The sequence below is a fragment of the Candidatus Phyllobacterium onerii genome, from assembly GCF_028331445.1.
GTDB classification, from domain to species: Bacteria; Pseudomonadota; Alphaproteobacteria; order Rhizobiales; family Rhizobiaceae; genus Phyllobacterium; species Phyllobacterium onerii.
This window is the reverse complement of sequence record NZ_JAQMHX010000003.1, coordinates 90,835-107,455: the sequence shown is the minus strand read 5'-3', so window position 1 is coordinate 107,455 and position 16,621 is coordinate 90,835. Positions and strand designations below refer to the sequence as shown.

Here is a 16,621-nt window from a genome sequence, read left to right as displayed (position 1 = left end):
TAGCCACCCCAAGCGCAACGCTTTCAGAATGGCTGAAGCGGTTGAACGTGATTGCGTTCAACCTATCAAGAGTGGGATACGGCGAAGCCTTGCTTCGCCGTATCTGACAATTATTGCACAGCAGCCTTGATTTTCTCGGCGGCTTCCGGGGAGACCCATTTTGTCCAAACCGCCTCGTTGTTCTTGAGGTAATATTTGGCGCCATCTTCACCCGTAGCCTGGTTGTCGACCATCCAGGCTAGCAGCTTGTTGAACTCTACAGTCGATAGCTGCCGCTTTTTCAGATAGTCGAAGGCGGGGCCAGCAGAATCGGAAAATTTCTTCGTGACAACCGTATAGATATCTGACTTTGCCCATCCATTCGGCTTTGGATCGGGGCAATCTGCAACGACAGTGCAGCGTTTCCATTCGGCTTCATCAAAAGGTACGCCATTGTCGAGCTTAACCATGGGATACTTACCGAGGATTGCGGTAGGGCCCCAATAATATCCGAGCCAAGGCTCCTTGCGCTCATAGGCCTTGGCTATTGAGCCATCAAGACCCGCTGCCGAACCTGTATCAACAAGTGTGAAGCCATTTTTGTCGCCACCATAGGCCTTGTAGAAGTTGGTTGTCGTGATCTGGCAAGCCCAACCGGACGGGCAGTTATAAACCGCGCCCTTCTTGGGATCTTCCGGAGCGGGGAACAATTCCGGGTGCTTCATGGCGTCGGCAATCGTCTTGATATCCGGGTGCGCATCGGCAAAATATTTAGGTATCCACCAGCTTTCCGTGCCGCCTTCGGTAATGGCAGGCGCTGCCAAGACCAGTCTGTCTTCCTTGACCGCCTTCTCAAGGAGGTCACGGACAGTGTTGAGCCAGCCCTCCGGAGCGATGTCCGGCTGACCCTTTTCCAACATCGATGTGAAAGTTGGAACCGTGTCGCCAGCGACCAGCTCGGCGTCGCAGCCATAACCTTCTGTTAGTATAATCTTGTCCAGGTTGGCCAAAGCTTCGGCCGACGGCCAGTTCATATTAGCGATTGTTACAGAGCCGCATTCTGCAGCCGAGGCCGATCCAGCGTAGCCGAAAAGACCAGCGGCGAGTATAGTTGAAGCGAGTAGCTTCTTCATGTGCTTTATCTCCCACTCTTTGACAGTTCACCCGAATACGAATTCTAACTTGGTACTGTCCTACCCAGTTGTTCGCTTATGTGCCATTTGGCATCCTTATCCCGGCAGAATGCAATGCTTTCCTTGAATAAATGCGGTGCATCGCGACAAGGCCTGTCGATATAACGACGCCGGAACAATGAATGAGGACCAATGCACAATGTTCATCCGGGCATCGTAACAAACCAATAGATGAAAGATCAACGCCTTAGACAATTTCCTTTATCAATTCATTTGGAAGCGTTGCGCTTGCCAGATTGCGATTGTGCGGCGAGCTCCTCTGTTCGCGCCATGCAGTTATTCGGTCGCCAACGGCACAATCGTACGCAGGCAAGCGATTTCCGCATGCCTGCCATGCAAACTCGCTCGATTGAATGCAGAAAATGCGACACGCCATGGCGAATTTTCCTGATCAAATTTCAGGCAAGTAGCGCATTTGAGAGGCAACAACAGTTTTCTCTTCGAGGTGCAGGAATGCTCTACATTTTCAACCGCAATAACCGCGTTCACATTTCGTGGAATGCCACCGAAAAACGCAATGCGCCATCGAACAACGCGAGGAGCGGTGTGGCGTCGGCTCTTTCGTTCATCTGGACACGTTCGGCGGGCTGATTCACAAGCTGATATAAGCAAAACCGCTGCCTTTTCAGGCGGCGGTTTTTTCTTTGCATCCGGAACCGGAGCATAAAAAACCGCCCTGTCCGGGTGGAACAGTGCGGTCTTTTTATACTGGATATAGTTCGAAGAAGCAGCAACTCCGGTACGCAGTACCTGATCCGGAGCAGGCAAGCAGGGTCTTGGTCTGCTTACCTGTAAAGTTTTAACCGGACATCGTTACCGCGAGGTTAGCGAGTGCTTAAGCAAATCTAAATTTGGAGGTTTTCTGAGAGCTTGCTCTGTGTTTTCAGTTACCGCGGTTGGATTCGCGCAAGAAATTTACAATTGCTGAAAAATCAGAACCCTCATTGCCAGCTGAATTGAACGCCGCATAGAGCTCTTCGGCATGGGCGCCAAGAGGTGTCGCTGCTCCTACGCTCGCGGCGGCTTCCTGCGACAGCTTCAAGTCCTTCAACATCAGAGCTGCAGCAAACCCCGGCTTATAGCCATTATTGGCTGGAGAAGTCGCAACCGGGCCAGGCACCGGACAGTATGTGGTCAGCGACCAACATTGCCCGGATGAAGTTGAGGATACGTCAAATAGCGCTTGATGTGAGAGGCCAAGTTTTTCCGCCAGCGTGAAGGCCTCGCTGACACCGATCATCGAGATGCCGAGGATCATGTTGTTGCAGATCTTTGCGGCTTGTCCGTTGCCGGCTTCGCCGCAATGGACGATACGGCCCGCCATGGGTTTAAGAATGGGTTCAGCTTTCGCAAATGCTTCAGCGCTGCCACCAACCATGAACGTCAACGTGCCAGCCGCTGCGCCACCAATACCGCCGGAGACCGGTGCATCGACCGAAAGCAGCCCATTCGCTTGAGCAATCTCGTGAGCATTTCGCGCCGAGTCGACGTCTATTGTGGAAGAATCTATGAAAAGCGTGCCTTTTCGCGCTTTTTTTGCAACAGCTTCATAAACCGTCAACACGTGTTTGCCTGCAGGAAGCATCGTGATGACGACATCGGCTTCAGCGACCGCTGTTTCGGCGCTGTCTGTAACATCCACGCCGTTCCCTCGGGCTGTTTCAAGGTTTTCCGGCAGCAGATCGAAGCCCAGCACCTTTTGTCCCGCTTTGACAAGATTGGCCGCCATAGGATTGCCCATGTGCCCGAGACCAATAAAAGCGACAGTCGCCATTGCAGTTTTCTCCTGATGAAATTGTTTAGTGACTGGTCATATGCCGTGAGATGATGACGCGCATGATTTCATTCGTTCCTTCGAGTATCTGGTGGACACGTAGATCACGAACGATCTTCTCGATGCCATAATCATGCAGATAGCCATAACCGCCATGGATCTGCAGCGCGTCATTGGCGACATCGAAGCCCACATCTGTAACGAAGCGCTTAGCCATGGCTGACCATTTCGAGGCGTCATGCGCCTTCCGGTCGAGCTTCGATGCAGCCGTGTAGAGCAGCATCCGTGCCGCAGAAAGATCGGTCTCCATATCAGCAAGCTTGAACTGTAACGCCTGGAACTGGTTGATCGCCTTGCCAAAGGCCTTGCGCTCGGAGGCATAGGCTACGGCTTTGTCCAGCGCCGACTGTGCACCGCCGAGAGAGCAGGCCGCAATATTGAGACGTCCGCCATCGAGGCCACCCATGGCAATCTTGAAGCCGTCGCCTTCCTCGCCAAGACGGTTTGACACTGGAACCCGGCAATTGTCGAATATGACTTGCCTTGTCGATTGAGCGTTCCACCCCATCTTGAACTCGTTTGCACCGAACGAAAGACCGGGGGCGTCTTTCGGGATTACAAGCGCTGAAATGCCTTTCGGTCCGTCCTCGCCGGTCCGTACCATTGTCACGTAAACGTCGGAGTCGCCAGCGCCTGAGATAAACTGCTTGGCACCGTTGAGCACATACTCATCGCCGTCGCGCACCGCGCGCGTCTTCAGTGCTGCGGCATCGGAACCAGAATTGGGTTCAGTCAGGCAATAGCTGGCCAACCACTCCATGGACGTCAATTTCGGTACAAAGCGCAGACGCTGTTCCTCGTTGCCAAAGAGATCAATCATCCATGTCCCCATATTGTGGATGGATATGAACGCCGAGAATGCAGGGCAAGCCGCCGACAGGGCTTCGAAAATCAGAACGGCATCGAGCCGCTTCAGCCCTGAACCGCCCACATCTTCGCGCACGTAGATACCGCCCATTCCAAGCGGACCGGTTTCACGAATTACATCCGCCGGAAAATGCTTTTCGCGATCCCAGGCGAGCGCATTGGATGCAACACGATCAGCGGCAAACGCGCGGGCCATGTCCTGGATTGCCAGTTGGTCCTCGTTCAGCTCGAATTGACCGGTAGCCGAATCGACCAGCGTGTCCATGGTAACCTCCCTGTATTCTTGTTCCGTCCACTCTATCCCAAGCACCAAGTGGCGCAACGTCTTCGGTGGGGCTAGGAAGAGAAAGACATATCCGCTACTCAAAGCCCATGACGCACGCAATCATGTTGCAGGGAACTGGCTCTGATGTTGGGAAATCGGTCCTCGTGGCGGGACTTTGCCGGCTTGCGCGCAATCGCGGCTTGAAGGTGCGGCCCTTCAAGCCACAGAACATGTCCAACAATGCCGCGGTCAGCGACGATGGCGGCGAGATCGGCCGGGCGCAATGGCTGCAGGCACTGGCTTGCGGCGTGCCTTCATCGGTGCATATGAACCCAGTGCTTTTAAAACCGCAATCTGAAACCGGCAGCCAGATCATCGTGCAGGGCAAGGTCTGGGGGCAGGCCAAGGGCCGCGACTATCAGAAATTCAAGTCACAACTGCTTGATGCGGTGATGGAGTCCTGGGACATTGTGCGAGACGGTGCGGATCTTGTCATCGTCGAGGGGGCGGGATCGCCTGCGGAAATCAATCTACGCGCTGGCGATATCGCCAATATGGGCTTTGCCACTCGTGCCAAAGTGCCTGTCGTGCTCGTCGGCGATATTGACCGGGGTGGCGTGATCGCCTCGATTGTCGGGACTCATGCCATTCTGGAGCGGCAAGATCGTGACATGATCATTGGCTATATCATCAACAAGTTTCGCGGCGATATTTCGTTGTTCGATGATGGACTCAAGTCCATAACGCAATTTACTGGCTGGCCGTCGTTCGGCATCGTGCCATGGTTGAAGGATGCCTCGCGGTTACCCGCCGAGGATTCAGTCGTGCTGGAACGCCTGGTCAAAGGCGAGGGTCGTGCACTCAAGGTTGCCGTCCCTATCCTCGACCGGATTGCTAACTTTGATGATCTCGATCCACTGATGGCAGAGCCGCTGGTGGACGTGGTCATGGTAAGAAGCGGCGAACGGCTGCCTGCGGATGCCGGACTTGTGATCATTCCCGGTTCCAAATCCACGATTGGCGATCTCTTGCGCTTCAAGGAAAATGGCTGGGACCGAGATCTTGATATGCACAGGCGGCGCGGCGGCCATATCATTGGCGTCTGCGGTGGATATCAAATGCTCGGTCGGACGGTGCGTGATCCCGACGGGATTGAAGGAAATGTCACGGAAGTAGAAGGTCTCGGTCACCTCGATGTCCATACGGTCATGGAACCGGAAAAGACGGTGCGCAACGTAGAGGCACATTCGCTGCAATTCGACTTGCCATTGAAGGGGTACGAGATTCACCTTGGTAGAACAACGGGACCGGACTGCGAGCGGCCAACAGTGCGTGTCAATGGCACAGCTGACGGTGCTGCCTCCAGGGACGGCAAAGTTTTTGGCAGCTATTTGCACGGGTTGTTCGTAGACGATGGCTTCCGGGCGGCATTTTTACAATCCATGGGAATTGCTGCGGACGCGCTCGATTATCGTGCAGGGGTAGACCAGGCTCTCGATTCCATAGCCGGCCAACTGTCTGAAGTGCTTGATATCGACCTGCTCGCGCTCAAATCACAGCGATGACGCGGCAGCAGCGGTTGGTGTCGCAGTTTCGTTTGACATTCATGGCGCTTGGTGAATAACGTCACGGCAATGATTGGTTCCCGATATCGGCCAAAGGCCAAGGGATCAAAAGGGAATGCGACGGCCGTACCCATCAGGGCGACCTAACCGCAGCCGACCCCGCGACTGTAGAACGGCGAGGGTCAATGTCAGCGCCAGAAGCGAAAGCTGATGGCAGCCACTGGGAAACCGGGAAGGCGGCATTGATCTTACGACCCGCGAGCCAGGAGACCTGCCAGTCATAGGGCAATAGTGCCCAAAACCGAAGGGGATTGTCCCTTCTGGCCCTGCACGGAGGTTGTTATGGCTGCTACTCGTACTTCGACTACGATTTCTCTCCCGCTCGCATCGCGTCTGACCACGGCGGTGTTTTCGCTTATGCTCGGCGTGTTCATCATTTACGGTGTCGGTCTTTCGCACTCCGAAACGTTGCATGATACCGCGCACGACACCCGCCATTCATATGGATTTCCCTGCCATTGAGCTTTTCACTAGCTGAATAGACGATTCAGCTATCTGCTCTTACGCATTGAAAAATTACAATTTGTTTGGTCCGGGGCCTTTTTCAGGTACCCGGCGTCTCGCTTTAGGGATCGGGGAGTGAATTCCATGTTGGTTAAATATCTTCTGGCTACCATCGTAGCCGGTCTGTTTGCCGGTATTCTTTTGACACCGGCGATGTACGTGCGGAATGTTCCGCTTATTCTGCATGCCGAGGAATATGAAAACGCCGGCGGTCATGAACATAGCAATGACGCTGCCGCGGCGGCGACTGCGGCTGCACCCGCTGCCGTAGCCCCGCACGAACATGAAGAAGAGGCAAGCCCTGCGCTTCCATTCGGCCGCTTTGGGAATACGCTGCTGATCAATCTCGTTGCCGGTGCTGGCTTTGCCCTCATCACAGGGGCTGCCGCGCTTTTTCTGGGTCGCAGGATCACGCTGCAAAATGGTATCTATTGGGGTCTTGCAGGCTTCTTTATTTTCAATCTTGCGCCTGCATTCAGCCTAGCGCCGGAATTGCCGGCAATGCCCGCCGCAGACCTCGCAACAAGGCAGGCATGGTGGCTGATTACAGTTCTGCTGACGGCAGGCGGCGTTTATTTCATCGTGCTTCGCGACGAGATCTGGGCAAAGGTGCTGGGCATAGCGCTGATCGTGGCTCCGCATATCTATGGTGCTCCTGAAGCCGACGATCTTACGTCCAGCGTACCGCCGACATTGGCTTCCGAATTTGCCGTGTCGACACTGGCAACCAACCTGTTCTTCTGGGTGGTGCTTGGAACCGCGCTTGGTTGGGCCATTCAACACTACGCGCAATCGGAGCTGGATGCCTGATGCAACTGGAACGCAGAACAACCTTTGTTTTGGGCGGCGCGCGTTCCGGTAAATCCTCTTTTGCCGAGGGGTTGATCGAAACGTCCGGTATGGATGCGGTCTATCTTGCTACTGGCGGAGCATGGGACGATGAAATGTCAGAGAGAATAGCGCAGCACAAGCAACGGCGCGGCGGCTCCTGGACAACCATTGAAGAACCACTTGATCTGGTCAGTGTGCTGCAAAGAGAGTGCATCGGCAACCGTGCCGTTCTTGTCGATTGTCTGACCTTGTGGCTCACCAACCTGATGATGTCTGAGAAAGATATCGAAACAGAGACAGCGCGGCTTGTTGCGGCGCTGAGAGAATTGGAGGGTGCCGTGGTGCTGGTCTCCAATGAGGTGGGTCTTGGCATCGTTCCAGAAAACCGCATGGCGCGCGACTTTCGCGACCATGCAGGCCGACTCCATCAAGCCGTGGCAGGTGCTGCGGCTCAGGTCTATTTCGTAGCAGCAGGACTGCCGCTCAAAATGAAGGGATAACACCATGCAGGGTCAAAAGATTCCGGCAACGGTCATCACCGGCTTTCTCGGTTCGGGCAAGACGACGATGATCCGCAATCTCCTTGAAAATGCCAATGGCAAGCGTATTGCCTTGATCATCAACGAATTTGGCGATCTAGGCGTTGACGGCAACTTGCTCAAAGGTTGCGGGATCGAGGCATGCCGCGACGAGGATATGATCGAACTGAACAATGGCTGCATCTGCTGTACCGTTGCCGATGATTTCATTCCGACCATGACCAAGCTTTTGGATCGGCCGGATCGCTTCGATCACATCGTCATCGAGACCTCGGGATTGGCCCTGCCGCAGCCACTGGTTGCCGCGTTCAACTGGCCGGAGATCAAGACACAAGTGACTGTCGATGGTGTGGTGACTGTCATCGACGCAGCCGCGGTTTCGGAGGGACGTTTTGCCGACGATCATGACAAGGTCGACGCGCAACGCGAACAGGATGAATCGCTTGATCATGACAGTCCGCTGGAAGAGCTATTCGAAGACCAGATCCGCGCAGCCGATCTTATCGTGTTGAACAAGACAGATTTGATCAGCGATGCGCAGTTGACGAGCGTTCGCGGTGATGTGCAAAGCCGATCCTCGCGTTCGCTCAACATGGTTTCAGCAAGCTACGGCAAGCTCAGCAATGAATTGTTGCTCGGCCTTGGTGTCGGCACCGAGGAAGACATCGCCAATCGCCGGTCGCATCACGAGATGGAGCATGCGGCGGGTGAAGAGCATGACCACGACGAGTTCGAAAGCTTTGTCGTGGGACTTGGGCCGGTGACCGAGCCGAAATCATTTGTCGAAAAGCTCAAAGCAGTGATTGCCGATCATGACGTCTTGCGGCTCAAGGGCTTCGTCGATGTTCCCGGCAAGCCGATGCGTCTGGTAATTCAGGCAGTCGGTTCACGGATCGAACATTATTTCGATCGCAGTTGGAACCCCGGCGAAGAGCGTCAGACGCGGCTCGTGGTGATCGGTTTGCACGACATCGACACCGCCGGGATCACCACTGCGATGAATGCCGCAGCGGCCTGATAGGAAACCAGATGCATCTCCTGCTTGCCCAGAAAGGCACGATAGCTGAAGGCACCGAGGCTATAGACCTCGGCCAGACGCCGGGAGATGTGCTGTTTCTCTCTGCCGCTGACACGGAACTCGCAAGCCTTAGCTCCGCCAGGCGACAAAACGATGCCGTATCGTTGCGCCTCGCCAATATGATGGCCTTAGTGCATCCCATGTCTGTCGACGCTTATGTCGAGCGCACGGCACGTCATGCAAAGCTTATCGTGGTGCGGATCCTCGGCGGTGAAAGCTATTGGCCTTACGGGCTGGAAGCGTTGCATGCTTGCGCGATCAATCACAAGGTACAGCTTGCGGTGCTGCCAGGTGACGATAAGCCGGACCCGGGGCTGGACCGGTTTTCAACGATTTCACGACAGGATCGCGATGCGCTCTGGCACTATCTGCTGGAGGGGGGCGCACAGAACGCCCTACGTTTCCTCGATTATTGTGGATCACTGATCGATGGCAAGGATAAGCCGCAGGACGCAGCGCCGCTTTTGAAAGCCGGGTTGTGGTGGCCGGGCCGCGCCGCGCCATCGCTGGAAGAATTGCGTGGACAATGGCAGGATGATGCATCGGTCGTTGCCATCTGTTTTTACCGCGCACTGGTGCAGAGCGGGCAGACGCAGCCGGTCGAAGCTTTGATCGATGCGCTGAAAGCCAAGGGGCTCAACCCTCTACCGGTTTTCGTTTCCAGCCTGAAAGATCCAGTATCTGTGGCGACGCTAGAGAGCATTTTCGCCGAGGCGCCGCCTTCTGTCGTGCTCAATTCGACTGGCTTTGCCGTTTCCGCGCCGGGCAGCGCACGCAAAGCTACCGTGCTCGAACACGACGGCGCCGTGGTGCTGCAGGTTATCTTTTCCGGGTCAAGCATCGAACAATGGGGTGGCTCCGATCAGGGATTGTCAGCACGCGACCTGGCAATGAATGTGGCACTACCGGAGGTCGACGGACGTGTTCTTTCGCGCGCCGTGTCATTCAAATCCGCTCGGCATTATGACGAGAGCACCCAAGCCAATATCGTAACGCACGAGCCATTGGCCAATCGCGTTGAATTCGTTGCGGCGCTGGCAGCCAACTGGGCGCGGCTTCGTGCTGCGAAGACTGCTTCGCGCCGTGTTGCGCTGATCATGGCCAACTATCCCAATCGCGACGGCCGGCTTGGCAATGGTGTGGGTTTGGATACGCCTGCGGGTACCTGGCATATCCTGCATGCGATGCGCGAGCAGGGCTATCCGGTTGCCAGCATACCAACCGACGGCGACGCGCTGATCAATCATATGATGGCGGGCCCGACCAACGCAGCCCGCGATGGACGGGAAATCCGCGAAACAATTTCCTTGAATCAATACAGAAGCTTCTTCGCAAAGCTTCCGCAATCGATTCAAGACGTTGTTACCTCGCGCTGGGGGCAGCCGGAGGCCGATCCGTACTTCATGGAGCATGCCGAGGCGTTCGCTCTGCCGTTGGCGCGCTTCGGCAAAACGATGGTCGGCATTCAGCCGGCGCGCGGCTACAACATCGATCCGAAAGAAACCTACCATTCGCCGGACCTTGTGCCGCCACACGGCTATCTCGCGTTCTACGCCTATCTGCGCGAGGTCTATGGCGCACACGCAATTGTGCATGTAGGCAAGCACGGCAATCTCGAATGGCTGCCGGGCAAATCTCTAGCGCTGTCGGAAAACTGCTATCCGGAAGCAGTGCTTGGGCCGGTCCCGCATATCTACCCGTTTATCGTCAATGATCCGGGCGAGGGAACCCAGGCCAAGCGCCGCTCATCCGCCGTAATCATCGACCATCTGACGCCGCCGCTCACCCGCGCCGAAAGCTATGGTCCGCTGAAGGACCTCGAAGCGCTGGTGGATGAATATTACGAGGCGTCCGGCGTCGATCCGCGTCGTCTCGTGCGGCTGAAATCGCAAATCCTCGATCTGGTGCGCGATATCGGACTCGACAGCGATGCTGGCATTCACGATCATGACCCGGACGATCTCGCTCTGCAGAAACTCGATGCGTATCTTTGCGATTTGAAGGAAATGCAAATCCGCGATGGCCTGCATGTTTTCGGACGATCGCCGGAAGGGCGTCTGCTGACCGATCTCGTTGTTGCGCTGGCGCGCGTGCCACGCGGAGCCGGCCATGGCGCCGATCAGAGCCTGCAGCGGGCGATTGCGCTCGATCTCGGGCTGGAGGGCTTCGACCCGCTGGATTGTGAGATGGCCAAGCCATGGGACGGGCCTCGCCCCTATATCTTGCAAGCTATTTCGGATGAGCCTTGGCGCATCGCCGGCGATACCGTCGAACGCGTCGAGCTGCTGGCCGCCAAATTGGTGGCCGGAGAGGTGGATTGCACTCAGGATTGGGCAGCGACAATTGCCGTGCTTGACGGCATCCGCACCAACTTGCGTTCTGCTGTTACCGCTTGCGGTGATGCCGAGATGAATGCGTTGCTGACGGCACTGAACGGACGTTTCGTTGTGCCAGGGCCTTCGGGGGCACCAACTCGCGGGCGCCCGGATGTCTTGCCGACAGGGCGAAACTTCTTTTCGGTGGATAGCCGCGCCGTGCCAACACCGGCCGCATGGGAACTCGGACAAAAATCCGCCGAGCTTCTGATCCGACGCTACACGCAGGATCATGGCGAATGGCCGACCTCCTTCGGACTCACCGCATGGGGCACGTCGAATATGCGCACCGGCGGCGACGATATTGCGCAAGCGCTGGCACTGATCGGTGTCAAGCCGGTGTGGGATATGGCCTCGCGCCGGGTTACCGGTTACGAAATCATCCCGACGGCCATGCTTGGTCGTCCACGCGTCGATGTAACCTTGAGAATTTCGGGGTTTTTCCGTGATGCATTTCCAGACCAGATAGCGCTGTTCGACACGGCAGTGCGGGCAGTGGGCGCTTTGGATGAAGATGCCGAGGACAATCCTATCGCCGCGCGTATGCGCAGCGAGCAGGCGAGGCTCATTGGAGAAGGCACAGAAGAAAAGCTGGCAAGACAACGCGCCGGTTTTCGCGTATTCGGCTCCAAGCCGGGTGCCTATGGTGCTGGCCTGCAAGCACTCATCGAGGAAAACGACTGGGCAAAGCGCGACGATCTGGCGGAAGCCTGGCTCGTCTGGGGCGGCTATGCCTATGGTGCGGGCATCGAGGGCAATGCGGAGCGAGGCTTGCTCGAAGAACGGCTGCGGGACGTCAACGCCGTCGTGCAAAATCAGGACAACCGCGAGCACGATCTGCTCGATTCCGACGATTACTACCAGTTCGAAGGCGGTATGTCGGCGGCGGTGGAACTTGTCTCGGGCGAGCGCCCTGCCATCTACCACAACGACCATTCACGTCCGGAAAAACCCGTTATCCGCACGCTTGAAGAAGAAATCGCCCGTACGGTTCGTGGCCGCGTGACCAACCCGAAATGGATTACTGGCGTGATGCGCCATGGCTATAAGGGTGCATTCGAGATGGCGGCGACCGTGGATTATCTTTTTGCCTTCGCCGCTACCACCGGCGCTGTCGGCAACCACCATTTCGAAGCCGTCTATCAGGCATTTCTGGTAGACGAAGACGTGCGGAATTTTCTGGCCGAGAAGAACCCGCATGCCTTGCGTGATATTGCGGAAAAGCTGGAACAAGCGGTCACGCGCGACTTCTGGAGGCCGCGTTCCAACTCGGCGCGCTACGATTTAAGCAAACTTGCCGCTTGATAATTTGATTCGGAAGGGAAAGCCAAATGGCTGAAAAGTCACAAAAATTGCAGAATCTGACCGAAGCGGAAATCAATGAGCGGCATGCCGACAAGATGCGCAAGAAGAAAGCAGTGCGCGACAAGATACTTGCAACAAAGACGGATGAGAAAGGTCTGGTCATTGTCAATACCGGTAAAGGAAAAGGCAAATCCACGGCCGGCTTCGGCGTTGTGTTCAGGGCGCTTGGCCATGGCATGAAGATCGGCGTCGTCCAGTTCGTCAAAGGATCATGGGATACGGGTGAGCGTTGGGTTCTCGAGAAATTCCCCGAGCAGGTGACGATTTCCGCCATGGGCGAGGGATTTACGTGGGAAACGCAGGATCGTGCCCGCGATATCGCCATGGCGCGCGATGCGTGGGAACAGGCCAAGATGATGATCCTCGACGACGAAACCGAGTTGGTGCTCTGCGACGAGCTGAACATTGCCCTGCGTTATGACTATCTGGCGGTCGATGAAATCATCGAAGTTCTGAAGCAGAAGCCGCATATGAAACATGTGATCATCACCGGCCGCAACGCTAAGGATGAGCTCATCGAGTTTGCAGATCTTGTCACCGAGATGGAAATGATCAAGCATCCGTTCCGATCAGGCATCAAGGCTCAGAAAGGCATCGAATTTTAATTTTATAGATGCCGGCCTGAGGCGTTTCGCTACTTGAATTCGGCTGTCTGTACTGCAATCAATCAGTAGAGACAATTTGGGGGTAACATGAGCGAAAGCATTTTTGATCGGATCGCAACGTTTCTAGGCACGAAAAGTGCAGTGCAGAAGGTTGCCGACGACCCGGTGTTGACAGCAGAACTTTTGCTGCTGCTGCATATAGCGTTGGCGGATGGAAAGACTGATAAAGCCGAATATGCCGCGATTTTGCGGGTCGCTTCGAATGATTTCGGGATTTCGCCTGAGGAGTTCGGAGAAGTCGCCGAATACCTCAAGGACTTCGGTTACGAGACCACGAGTACCCAAGCGGCGCTTGCCTTTGCGGACGTGTCGTTTGAACGTAAGGTTCAGTTGCTGCGCCATCTTTTGGCGATTGCGAATGCGGACGATGAATTGGATGCCAAAGAAGCTAACCTGATCCGCAAGACGGCTGATCTTTTGGGCGTAACACCGGAAGAATTGCACAAGAAGCAGGTATGACTTCGCCAATCTATGCGCTGGGGGTGGGGTGCGAACGGGGATGCGCGCCGGACGAGCTCTTCGACCTCGTCAACAAGGTCTTGCAAGACGTGGCCATTGAGCCATCGGATCTAAACGGCATACACTCGATAGAGTTGCGACGGGGCGAGCCAGCCATTGTAGATATGGCGCGGAAATTCCATTGCCCTGTTCGTTACTTCAGTGCTTCCACACTGGAGGAACAGACACCGGGTTTGCTGAACCCGTCCGATCGTGTTTTTGCGCTGATGGGATGTCACGGCGTGGCTGAAGCTGCTGCGCTTGCAGGTGTTGGTCCGACAGGCGTATTGGTCGTTGGAAAAACAAAATCGGCTCATGCTACAACAGCATTGGCTGCAACAAAGAGATAAAAATGACGGTCCATTTTATTGGAGCAGGCCCAGGCGCCCCCGACCTTATCACTGTGCGCGGATTAAAACTGATTCAATCCTGTCCGGTCTGTTTGTATGCAGGATCATTGGTTCCAGCGGAGATGGTTGCGGAAGTACCCGAAAACGCACGCGTGGTCGATACATCGTCGCTCACGCTCGATGAAATCATTGCAGAGTTCGAGATGGCTCATGCGGAAGGTAAGGATGTGGCGCGCGTTCATTCCGGGGATCCGTCGATATACGGCGCGGTGGCAGAGCAGATGCGGCGTCTTGATGCATTGGGCATCCAATATGATGTGACGCCCGGCGTTCCGGCATTTGCAGCCGCTGCTGCCGCCTTGAAAAAAGAGCTGACGGTTCCGGAAGTATGCCAGACCATCATCCTGACGCGTACTTCGATAAAATCATCGTCTATGCCGGAAGGCGAAGATCTGGCAACTCTTGGGAAATCGGGTGCGACGTTGGTTATTCACCTTTCGATCCGCAATCTGGCACGTATCGAAACCGAACTTACCCCGCTCTATGGCGCTGATTGTCCTGTCATTATTGCTTATCGCGTGGGCTGGCCAGACGAACAATTCATTCACGGAACACTTGCCGATATTGTCGCCAAGGTAGAGATGTCGGGCTTGACTCGTTCAGCAATGATTTTTGTTGGGCGCAGTCTGGCGGCAGATACTTTCCGGGATTCGGCTTTATATCACAAAGGTCACACGCACTCGCTGCGCAAGCGTTCAAACTGAGCCAAAAAGTTTATCAACGAACAGGATAACGCTTTCGATATCGGCCACACTATGGGTGCTGGGGCGATGCGGACGATCAATCATGATGACAGGAATGCCGAGATCCCGCGCCGCCTTGATCTTAGTGTAGGACGCGGTGCCGCCGGAATTGCGACAAATGATATGCGTGAGGCGCTTCGTCGTCAGGAAAGCAGTCTCGTCATCAACTTTACCAGGCTTAGACAATTCCAGTTCGAAATCCACGAGATCAAGCGGCGCTTCAGGCGGATCTATCATCCGCACGACAAAATGCACATCGCCGCGACGGGAAAACGGTGCGATGTGTTGCCGTCCAAGTGCGAGCAGCACACGTGCCTTTGCGGGGATGAGGAAAACCGCGTCTTCAAGTGAAGCCACAATCGACCAGCTATCGCCAGGTTTCGCGTGCCAAGCGGGGCGTTCCAGCCGGACGAAATGCGTTTTTGTTGAAGCTGCTGCAAGGATGGCATTGTCGGAGATCTGCGTTGCGAAAGGGTGTGTTGCGTCGATGAGCACAGAAACTTCCTGTTTCACGATATACGCAATGAGGCCTCTTGCGCCACCAAAACCGCCGATGCGAACTTCGCCCTTGAGTGTTGCCGGATTAAGCGTACGTCCCGCCAAAGATGAAATCACGCGGTGACCCTGCGCGGCGAGACGAGACGCGAGTTTTGAAGCCTCGGCAGTGCCACCCAAAATGAGAATTGGACCATTAGACACGGGAAAGAACTGTACCCTTGCGATCGGTAACGATGACCTCTACTTCGACCGGGGCGCCCTTGAGTGTGGCAAGAGCTGTTTGCCTGGCCCGTGTGGCAACAAGACTGGCGAGATCAATTCCCATAGATTGTGTCAATTCAAGCACTTCCTGCGCAGTGTTGGCAGTCAGAATCCGCTCCCTCACATTTGGATCGAGCCCCAGTTTTTCCGCTTCATCAGCAAGAAAAGTCATGCTGACCTGGCTGCGGCCAGAATGAAGATCGAGCGCGCCCTGTGCCAGTTTTGTCAGCTTGGCAAAGCCGCCGGCAATTGTCAGCCGATCGATTGGATGCATGCGCAGGTATTTCAGCAAACCTCCGGCGAAATCACCCATGTCGAGGAGCGCAATCTCCGGCAGATGATAGATTGCTTGCGCCGCATCCTCCGAGGTGGAGCCTGTTGCAGCGAGGACATGCTTGAGACCTGCTGCACGTGATACGTCAATGCCGCGGTGGATCGAGTGTATCCAAGCCGCGCAAGAGAAGGGGTGAACGATGCCAGTGGTTCCCAGTATCGAAATACCGCCGACTATCCCAAGACGCGGATTCCAGGTTTTCTTGGCCAACTCTTCGCCCTCGGGCACAGAGATTGTGATGACAAGATCCGCCGGGAGATCATATTGTGCGCAGATTTCCTCGCAAATCCGGCTCATCATTTCGCGAGGAACGGGATTGATTGCCGCTTCTCCGGGAGGAATCGGCAAGCCTGGCAGGGTGACCGTGCCAACGCCTTCGCCCGCGACAAACTGTATGCCGGTTCCAGGCGGTGCGGGAAACACCGTCGAGATTATCGTGGCACCATGCGTGACATCGGGATCATCACCTGCATCTTTGACAATACCTGCCATCGCATAACCATCGCCGATCGATTCGATCGCCAGCTGGAAGTGTGGAACTTCGCCCTTAGGCAGAATAATCGCTACGGGATCGGGAAATTCGCCTGTGATCAACGCGATCAATGCCGCTTTGGTCGCAGCGGTTGCACAAGCACCCGTAGTCCAGCCTCGACGCAAGGGCCGTTCGCTCGTCTCGTCGGGTTTCCGCTGTCCTGCATCGGGTTCGTCGCTCATGCGGGTCTTATAGACCAGCTTCTGCACCCGTTGCATGATTTTT

General features: G+C 55.6%; 15 protein-coding genes, 1 pseudogene and 1 riboswitch. Of the genes and pseudogenes, 11 read left to right on the top strand and 5 right to left on the bottom strand.

Annotated features, from left to right (window positions below; genetic code table 11):
* Positions 1-110: 110 nt before the first annotated feature.
* A complete protein-coding gene (locus tag PHA01_RS08570) occupies positions 111-1,112 on the bottom strand; it encodes an ABC transporter substrate-binding protein (protein WP_224508364.1) in 1,002 nt (333 codons plus the stop codon).
* A gap of 231 nt (positions 1,113-1,343) precedes the next feature.
* Between PHA01_RS08570 and PHA01_RS08565 the strand changes: the two genes are divergently transcribed.
* Positions 1,344-1,763, top strand: a complete 420-nt coding sequence (locus PHA01_RS08565) for a hypothetical protein (RefSeq protein ID WP_271894563.1) — start codon at positions 1,344-1,346, stop codon at positions 1,761-1,763.
* 292 nt (positions 1,764-2,055) lie between these two features.
* Here PHA01_RS08565 and mmsB read toward each other — a convergent pair.
* Positions 2,056-2,958, bottom strand: a pseudogene (gene mmsB / locus PHA01_RS08560) (3-hydroxyisobutyrate dehydrogenase); the annotation flags it as partial.
* Between the two features lie 13 nt (positions 2,959-2,971).
* Complete coding sequence (locus PHA01_RS08555) at positions 2,972-4,138, bottom strand: isobutyryl-CoA dehydrogenase (RefSeq protein WP_271894561.1); 1,167 nt, start codon at positions 4,136-4,138, stop codon at positions 2,972-2,974.
* Between the two features lie 107 nt (positions 4,139-4,245).
* On the opposite strand from PHA01_RS08555, the gene PHA01_RS08550 reads away from it, so the two are divergent.
* From PHA01_RS08550 to cobM, 10 genes are all read left to right on the top strand, one after another.
* Positions 4,246-5,703: a cobyric acid synthase gene (locus PHA01_RS08550; RefSeq protein ID WP_271894560.1), complete on the top strand. Its 1,458-nt coding sequence runs from the start codon at positions 4,246-4,248 to the stop codon at positions 5,701-5,703.
* A gap of 57 nt (positions 5,704-5,760) precedes the next feature.
* Positions 5,761-5,996, top strand: a riboswitch (cobalamin riboswitch).
* Positions 5,997-6,045: 49 nt separating this feature from the next.
* A complete protein-coding gene (locus PHA01_RS08545; RefSeq protein WP_112528662.1) occupies positions 6,046-6,225 on the top strand; it encodes a CbtB domain-containing protein in 180 nt (59 codons plus the stop codon).
* 126 nt (positions 6,226-6,351) lie between these two features.
* The gene (locus PHA01_RS08540; RefSeq protein ID WP_271894559.1) at positions 6,352-7,077 is read left to right on the top strand and encodes a CbtA family protein; all 726 of its coding nucleotides are present in this window, start codon (positions 6,352-6,354) and stop codon (positions 7,075-7,077) included.
* On the top strand, positions 7,077-7,598 hold the full coding sequence (gene cobU, locus PHA01_RS08535) for a bifunctional adenosylcobinamide kinase/adenosylcobinamide-phosphate guanylyltransferase (protein WP_271894558.1): 522 nt from the start codon (positions 7,077-7,079) through the stop codon (positions 7,596-7,598). Before PHA01_RS08540 ends, cobU begins: the two co-directional genes overlap by 1 nt.
* Positions 7,599-7,602: 4 nt before the next feature.
* Complete coding sequence (gene cobW / locus PHA01_RS08530) at positions 7,603-8,655, top strand: cobalamin biosynthesis protein CobW (RefSeq protein ID WP_271894557.1); 1,053 nt, start codon at positions 7,603-7,605, stop codon at positions 8,653-8,655.
* A gap of 11 nt (positions 8,656-8,666) precedes the next feature.
* On the top strand, positions 8,667-12,395 hold the full coding sequence (gene cobN, locus PHA01_RS08525) for a cobaltochelatase subunit CobN (RefSeq protein ID WP_271894556.1): 3,729 nt from the start codon (positions 8,667-8,669) through the stop codon (positions 12,393-12,395).
* Positions 12,396-12,421: 26 nt separating this feature from the next.
* Complete coding sequence (gene cobO, locus PHA01_RS08520) at positions 12,422-13,060, top strand: cob(I)yrinic acid a,c-diamide adenosyltransferase (protein ID WP_271894555.1); 639 nt, start codon at positions 12,422-12,424, stop codon at positions 13,058-13,060.
* 87 nt (positions 13,061-13,147) lie between these two features.
* Positions 13,148-13,579 (top strand): tellurite resistance TerB family protein, encoded by a 432-nt coding sequence (locus PHA01_RS08515; RefSeq protein ID WP_334312008.1) that lies wholly within the window; start codon positions 13,148-13,150, stop codon positions 13,577-13,579.
* The gene (locus PHA01_RS08510) at positions 13,576-13,968 is read left to right on the top strand and encodes a cobalamin biosynthesis protein (protein ID WP_271894553.1); all 393 of its coding nucleotides are present in this window, start codon (positions 13,576-13,578) and stop codon (positions 13,966-13,968) included. Before PHA01_RS08515 ends, PHA01_RS08510 begins: the two co-directional genes overlap by 4 nt.
* A gap of 2 nt (positions 13,969-13,970) precedes the next feature.
* Positions 13,971-14,732 carry a precorrin-4 C(11)-methyltransferase gene (gene cobM / locus PHA01_RS08505; RefSeq protein ID WP_271894551.1) on the top strand — a complete coding sequence of 254 codons (762 nt, stop codon included), beginning with the start codon at positions 13,971-13,973 and terminating at the stop codon, positions 14,730-14,732.
* Here the strand turns inward: cobM and PHA01_RS08500 are convergent.
* Positions 14,724-15,470: a cobalt-precorrin-6A reductase gene (locus PHA01_RS08500; RefSeq protein ID WP_271894550.1), complete on the bottom strand. Its 747-nt coding sequence runs from the start codon at positions 15,468-15,470 to the stop codon at positions 14,724-14,726. The two genes, cobM and PHA01_RS08500, sit on opposite strands and share 9 nt — an antisense overlap.
* The gene (locus PHA01_RS08495) at positions 15,463-16,578 is read right to left on the bottom strand and encodes a cobalt-precorrin-5B (C(1))-methyltransferase (protein ID WP_271895048.1); all 1,116 of its coding nucleotides are present in this window, start codon (positions 16,576-16,578) and stop codon (positions 15,463-15,465) included. The genes PHA01_RS08500 and PHA01_RS08495 overlap by 8 nt, the downstream gene beginning before the upstream one ends.
* Positions 16,579-16,621 lie beyond the last annotated feature (43 nt).